Here is a 6,645-nt window from a genome sequence, read left to right as displayed (position 1 = left end):
AAGATTAAATATTTTTGCCAGCTCGTTGACAAAAGCAATATTAATATCACGTTGTGAGTTTTCTATCACTTTGGCAGCTTCTGCAACTTTTATTGTTGGTGCTAAATGTGTGCCTGCCGTAATTACAGAGGCATATAATGCATCTACTTTTTTACCTATTTCTGGTGTACTTCCAGAAGTAACTTTTAAAATTTTATCTACTGTGTGTAGCTTATCACCAGGATTGATACGCTCTGGAGAATAACCCACAAAGAAGTCTTCATTAAATGTCAATCCGCTTATTTTTTCTAAAACGGGGACACATTCTTCTTCCGTAACCCCTGGATACACCGTACTTTCATAAATAACAATGTCTCCTTTCTTAAGCACCGATCCAACAGTTTCGCTGCTTTTATATAAAGGCGTAAGTACAGGCCTGTTATTTTTATCTATAGGAGTAGGCACGGTAACAATATAATAATTACAGTCTTCTAAATCTTTTATATTATTAGAACAATAGAGGCCGTTACCATGTGTATGATCAACTCGCAAGACCGATTTCAATGCGGCTTCTGTTACTTCTAATGTAGTATCAATTCCATGATTCAAGGCTGTAATCCGTTCTTTTTTAATATCAAATCCAACCACATTATAAGAAGTGGCAAATAGGCGTGCTAAAGGTAATCCTACATACCCTAGCCCAATAATCCCTATTTTAATATCTGTCATAAACCTTTTATTTTAAATGCTCCCAATACCAACTTATAGATTCTTGGATTCCTTTTTCAAGATCGTATTTTGGTGAATACCCTAAAAGGGAGGTTGCTTTTTCTATAGAAGCAAGTGAATGTGGAACATCACCAACTCTTTCTGGACCATACGTGATAGCAACGTTTTGTATAGTGCTATCGTATGGGGTTAACGCATTTTTTAATATTTCAGTTAACTGGGTAAGCGTCGTGCGTTCTCCATAGGCAACATTATATATTGTGTTCAATGCCTTTGGATCCGAAGCAAGCATCGATCTTACGTTCATCTCAATCACATTATCTATATATGTAAAATCTCTTGAAAAAGAACCATCTCCATTTATAATAAGTGATTCATGAGCTATTAACTGTTTTACAAAGGTAGGAATCACAGCGGCATACGCTCCATTAGGGTCTTGCCTACGCCCAAACACATTAAAATAACGCAATCCTATCGTATCCAGACCATACACTTTATGAAATACATCTGCATATAATTCATTAACATATTTTGTAATCGCATAGGGAGATAATGGTTTCCCTATAATTTCTTCTTTTTTGGGCAAAGATGGAGAGTCTCCATAGGTAGATGAACTCGCTGCGTACACAAAACGTTTCACTTTTTCGTCTCTAGCAGCTGTAAGCATATTTAAAAACCCGCTCACGTTCACATGATTTGTTGTGATAGGATCATTTATCGATCTTGGCACAGAACCTAAGGCTGCTTGATGTAACACATACTCCATAGAAGCAACTGCGCGTTTACAGTCTTCTATATTGCAAATATCTCCTGTGAATAACGTAAATTTTGGATGATCAATTAACGAACGGATATTCTTTTTATGACCTGTAGCAAAATTATCTAAGCAATGTACAACAGCTCCATGGTTTAGTAAGTACTCACAAAGATTAGATCCTATAAAACCAGCACCTCCTGTAACAAGAATCCTTGCATCTTTTAATTTATTTATAGCAATGTCGGTCATATATCCGTTATTCAAGCAGTGCAAATATAAGACTTCTTAAGATGTACATAGCACTATAAATCATGTGCTATTTTAAGAATTGAAAATGCGTATTATATCGTAATTATATATGATTTTATGATAATCATGTTACAAAAGGTATTTTCAATATAGTACTTTTACGCACGTTCACATTTGACAACACTCTATGAAATTTTTTTTGAATCTATTTTTATTTATTCTTACTACTACACAATGTCAATCGCAAGATTATGGACAGCTGACCTATGAGATGACATTACCCGATTTACTTGAAGAAAATTCTGGAATCGCGCTATCGCAAGATGGGAAACGATTATACGCTATAAACGATTCTGGAGGTGGTCCAAATATATTTTCAATTGATCTTAAAGAAAAAAAGGTCGTACAAGACATCGCGATTTCAAATGCCGATAATATAGACTGGGAAGACCTTGCTAGTGATGGAAACACATTATTTATTGGCGATTTTGGAAATAATGACAATGACAGAGAAGATCAAACCATTTATTGGGTGGAAGATCTTAATCCCATAGAAGATGGCTCTTATACCGCTTCCGCGAAAGCAACCACATTTACATTTGAAGATCAAGAAAAGTATCCACCTAAAAAGAAGAAGCGAAATTTTGACGTTGAATCATTTATTATATATCAATCTTATTTTTACCTATTTACACGCAATCGCATCCCCGGAAAGAAGTTTGACGGAACCACAAAAGTTTATAAGCTTCCGATGAAAGAAGGCGCACAAACAGCGCTTTTGATAGACGAATTTAAAACCTGCTCAGATGACGATGATTGTCAAGTAACAAGTGCTGCTATACATCAACAAACGGGTAAAATTGCGCTATTGAGTTATAATAAAGTTTGGATTTTAGAGAACTATACAAGTGATCAATTCTTTTCGGGCGATGTTAAAAAAATAAAGTTAGACCACAGTTCACAGAAAGAAAGCGTGACCTTTAAGGATGCACATACGCTATATATCTCTGAAGAAGCTTCTTCAAAAAGTCAAGGAAATCTTTATACATTAGATTTAAAAAAGTTCTAATTCAAATTGTTAGTATTCCTAGGATTTGCCGACTCAAGTTTGTAAATCTATTTTTATGAAAGTATTTCTTCTTACACTAGCGATCTTCTCGTCTAGTTTTTTCGCGCAAGCGCAAATGACCAATCAAACATTAAAAGATATTCTCACTCAAGAAGTAGACAGCATCGAAGGATTTAGTGGAAGATGGCAACTCAAATTGAACGATCTCCCTATGATTGTGCTCACAGATTCTATAAATGATAGGATGCGAATTATGGCTCCTATCATAGAAATGTCAAGACTGGACGAAGCATTACTACTAGATTGCCTTACCGCAAATTTTCACTCCGCACTTGATGTAAAATATGCAATTTCAGATCAGGTCTTATGGTCGGTATATGTACATCCATTAAGTCCGTTAAGTGTACAAGAAGTGAGAAGTGCTGTACAACAAGTGTTTTTGGCAGTCGCTACATTTGGCACAAGCTTTTCTAGCACACCACTCTTATTCGGTGGAAATACTACTGAAAAAAATAGCTCTTCAAAAAAGGATTCTCTACTCTTTAAGAAAACATAATTCTTACTTATTAGGCGTAAAGCTATATTCTGGAACTTTCCCAACAGCACCCTCAAAAAATTCATAAATTATCGCAAGATCTTCATCTAAATTACCTGATGGGTATAAGGGTTTTGAAATTCGATGTTCTTTTTTTCCAAAATCAAAAGCGACCATAATGATGGGCACTTTGGCCTCTATCGCAATATAGTAAAAACCCGTTTTAAGTGCATCTACTTTCTTACGTGTTCCTTCTGGAGCTAGTGTGAGTCTAAACTCTTCTTTACCTTCAAATACCTGAGCAATGGATTTTACTTTGTCTTGTCCAGGCGTTCTATCTATAGGCGCTCCACCCATGAGTCTAAAGAAAAAACCAAACGGCCATTTAAACAACTCTTTCTTTCCTATAAATCCTATTTTTACACCTAAACTAGCACGCAATAAAATACCCATGTAAAAGTCATGCCAACTGGTATGAGGAACAGCAATCACTACACATTTTTTTACTGTGTCTTCAGAGAAATCTCCAATGGCTTTCCATCCTAATACTTTTTCATATATAAATTTTGATAATCCCATGCGTACTTACTTAGTAATGAGTTGACGTGCTTTTTCTAAATCTTCTGGTGTATCTATTCCAATGGCTACATTGTGAGAACGTACCATTTTTATTTTTTTTCCATATTCCAAAAACCGAATGCATTCTATTTTTTCTGCCGCTTCGAGAGACCTCATTTTTAAACGAGAAAAATCAATCACAGCTTGTTTCCTAAACGCATAAATGCCTTTGTGTTTATAGATCGTTAAAGCTACATCTGGATCTCTTACATAAGGCAATGGAGACCTTGAAAAATACAACGCATAATCCATGGCATCTACAATGACTTTTACGTTATTAGGGTTTTGAATATCTTCTTGAGTCTCTAATGGGGTCATCACACTTGCTAAATCAATTTGTGAAGCATCATCTCCATAGAAAACATTCAATACAGGTGCGAGGTCTTCTCTTGTAGTAAAAGGCTCATCTCCCTGCACGTTGACCACAATATCACAATCTATAGGAGCGACTGCTTCTGCAATTCGATCACTACCACACTCATGGTCATCACGACTCATCAATACCTTCCCTCCTGCTGCGAGTACAGCATCATAAATTACGGTGCTATCAGTCACGACATATACGTCATCAAAAAGCTGTGTAGCCACCGTACTTTCATAGGTTCGTACAATGACAGGTTTTCCACCTAAATCTTTCATCATTTTTCCAGGAAAACGAGAAGCCGCGTATCTCGCGGGAATCATAGCTATAATTTTTAAAGACGTGCTCATGATGGTATATACGCTTTCGCGAAAGCGTAAAATAAATGATTAAATACAGCTACAAAAATAGGGAAATTCAATTCCAATCAAGAACGTCTTAGCTTTTTAATCCATCGCCAGATACTCCATACAATGAACAACACAAGGATCAAAGCTAAAAAAGGAGAAAACACACTCGCTACAGATATAGTTGTAGCGGCGCCCGTCTCTACGGAAGCTATCACAGGGTTTGCAACACCTCCAGTGGTGGCTGTAGAAGTAAGTCTGGTCACTCCTGCCGTACCTGATATGGTGGCTGCAGCACCACCGCCTGCTATAATCGCTAATACCCACGTAAATATAGGGTCTACATCTCCCATGGTAATAACCATAAGAAGCGTACCTGCAATACCCGCTAGAGGCACAGAAATTGTATCTAAGAGATTATCCAACCAAGGAATAAAGTAGGCAAAGGTTTCAAAAACAGCAGCAATCCCTAATATCCATAAGGCAATATTACTTCCAACCCATTCCCAATTTTGATCGATAGGAAACCATCCAAAATGTGCGGCTAAACTTACCAGCAGTAACGGTATGAAAATCCGAAATCCTGCGGCGGCAGCTAGAGAAAAACCTAATACAATGCTAATTATAAGTTCAAAAACCATCTGTAAGTCTATACTATGCTGTAAGATACTAATTTTGTTCGTATGCTTCTACAAACATATCCTCTTTAAACCCGATGAGATATACTTTTGATTTTGCTCTAGTCACAGCGGTATAAAGCCATCGTAAGTAATCTCTATTCATTCCATCTGGAAGGTAGGGCTGTTCTATAAATATACGATCCCATTGCCCTCCTTGTGATTTATGACAGGTAATGGCATACGAGAATTTTATTTGAAGGGCATTAAAAAACTTATTATTCTTAATTTTGAGAAATCGCTTGTATTTTGATTTTTCGTCTGCATAATCTTTTTGTACTTCTTGGTACAAGCGATTGGAATCATCATAAGGTAAAGAGGGTGTTTCCATAGCTAGAACATCAAGCATGACTACCGTATCAAAGGGTTCCATATTGGGATAATCAATCATTTGTACTTTGACTTCTGCAAATCGGAATCCATATAGTTCCTTGAGAGCATAAATTTCTAATACCTTGATAATATCACCATTAGCAATAAAGCCTGCATCACTTTTGGCATCTACCCAGAAGTAATTATTTTTTACGACCATAAGATCATCTCCCGCCGAAACTTCTTCTTCCTGAAAAAGAATCCGTGATCGTATTTGCTGATTGTAAAGGTTAGCTCTCTTATTAGATCGTACAATAATGGCGGTTTCTTCATTGCCAACTTGATCATACGAGTCTTGTATGGCATCCATAATCTCATGGCCATCTATCAATCTGATCATATCAGAAAAGCCATTTAAATCAAATTTAAAATCTTCAAAAAAACCATCAGCAAGGTGTTCTCTCATGGTCGTTGCATTAGAAAGAATACCACTGCTTTCTGCTTGACGCATCACTTCATCTAGTTGCATTTCATCAACCTCCTTATTGTATTGTAATGATAATACGTCCCTATCGAGCGCAGGAGAAAGATCTAATTTTACGGGAGGCAACTGTGCATCGTCTCCAATTAAGATCAATTTACACTTATGACCACTGTACACATACTGCATCATATCGTCTAGGAGTGATCCGTTTTCAAACAATTTAGATTCACTGACTCTATCAGAAATCATCGAGGCTTCATCTACAATAAAAACACAATTACGATGCTTATTAGGTTGTAATGTAAAAGACACACCTCCCCCTTTATCTTTTTTAGGAAAATAAATCTTACGGTGTATGGTAAAAGCCTGACGTTTGCTATAATTACTTATTACTTTGGCGGCTCTACCCGTGGGTGCCATAAGTACTGAAGATAGCTGTGCCTTCCATAAATTTTTTACCAAAGTCCCTATAATCGTAGTTTTCCCTGTTCCCGCATATCCTTTCAATAAAAAAACAGTGTCATAATT

General features: G+C 36.6%; 8 protein-coding genes. 2 read left to right on the top strand and 6 right to left on the bottom strand.

What is annotated here, in order from left to right:
• Both Q0505_RS15545 and Q0505_RS15540 read right to left on the bottom strand, forming a co-directional pair.
• On the bottom strand, positions 1 to 708 hold a 708-nt coding region (locus Q0505_RS15545; RefSeq protein ID WP_299214756.1), incomplete at its 3' end, for a nucleotide sugar dehydrogenase.
• A gap of 7 nt (positions 709 to 715) precedes the next feature.
• Complete coding sequence (locus tag Q0505_RS15540; RefSeq protein WP_299214753.1) at positions 716 to 1,714, bottom strand: SDR family oxidoreductase; 999 nt, start codon at positions 1,712 to 1,714, stop codon at positions 716 to 718.
• 187 nt (positions 1,715 to 1,901) lie between these two features.
• On the opposite strand from Q0505_RS15540, the gene Q0505_RS15535 reads away from it, so the two are divergent.
• Positions 1,902 to 2,783 (top strand): hypothetical protein, encoded by an 882-nt coding sequence (locus tag Q0505_RS15535; protein WP_299214750.1) that lies wholly within the window; start codon positions 1,902 to 1,904, stop codon positions 2,781 to 2,783.
• Between the two features lie 55 nt (positions 2,784 to 2,838).
• Positions 2,839 to 3,339, top strand: coding sequence for a hypothetical protein (locus Q0505_RS15530; RefSeq protein WP_299214747.1), 501 nt, complete (start codon positions 2,839 to 2,841; stop codon positions 3,337 to 3,339).
• Between the two features lie 3 nt (positions 3,340 to 3,342).
• Here Q0505_RS15530 and Q0505_RS15525 read toward each other — a convergent pair whose 3' ends face one another.
• From Q0505_RS15525 to Q0505_RS15510, 4 genes are all read right to left on the bottom strand, one after another.
• Positions 3,343 to 3,897: a 1-acyl-sn-glycerol-3-phosphate acyltransferase gene (locus tag Q0505_RS15525; protein WP_299214744.1), complete on the bottom strand. Its 555-nt coding sequence runs from the start codon at positions 3,895 to 3,897 to the stop codon at positions 3,343 to 3,345.
• 6 nt (positions 3,898 to 3,903) lie between these two features.
• Positions 3,904 to 4,620, bottom strand: a complete 717-nt coding sequence (kdsB, locus tag Q0505_RS15520) for a 3-deoxy-manno-octulosonate cytidylyltransferase (protein WP_299214742.1) — start codon at positions 4,618 to 4,620, stop codon at positions 3,904 to 3,906.
• A 104-nt stretch (positions 4,621 to 4,724) separates the two neighbouring features.
• The gene (locus tag Q0505_RS15515; RefSeq protein WP_299214739.1) at positions 4,725 to 5,285 is read right to left on the bottom strand and encodes a DUF4126 domain-containing protein; all 561 of its coding nucleotides are present in this window, start codon (positions 5,283 to 5,285) and stop codon (positions 4,725 to 4,727) included.
• Positions 5,286 to 5,313: 28 nt separating this feature from the next.
• The coding region (locus tag Q0505_RS15510) for an ATP-binding domain-containing protein (RefSeq protein ID WP_299214736.1) at positions 5,314 to 6,645 on the bottom strand (1,332 nt) is incomplete at its 5' end.

The organism is uncultured Dokdonia sp. (assembly GCF_937910895.1).
Classification (GTDB): Bacteria; Bacteroidota; Bacteroidia; order Flavobacteriales; family Flavobacteriaceae; genus Dokdonia.
This window is presented reverse-complemented; position numbering and strand designations above follow the sequence as displayed.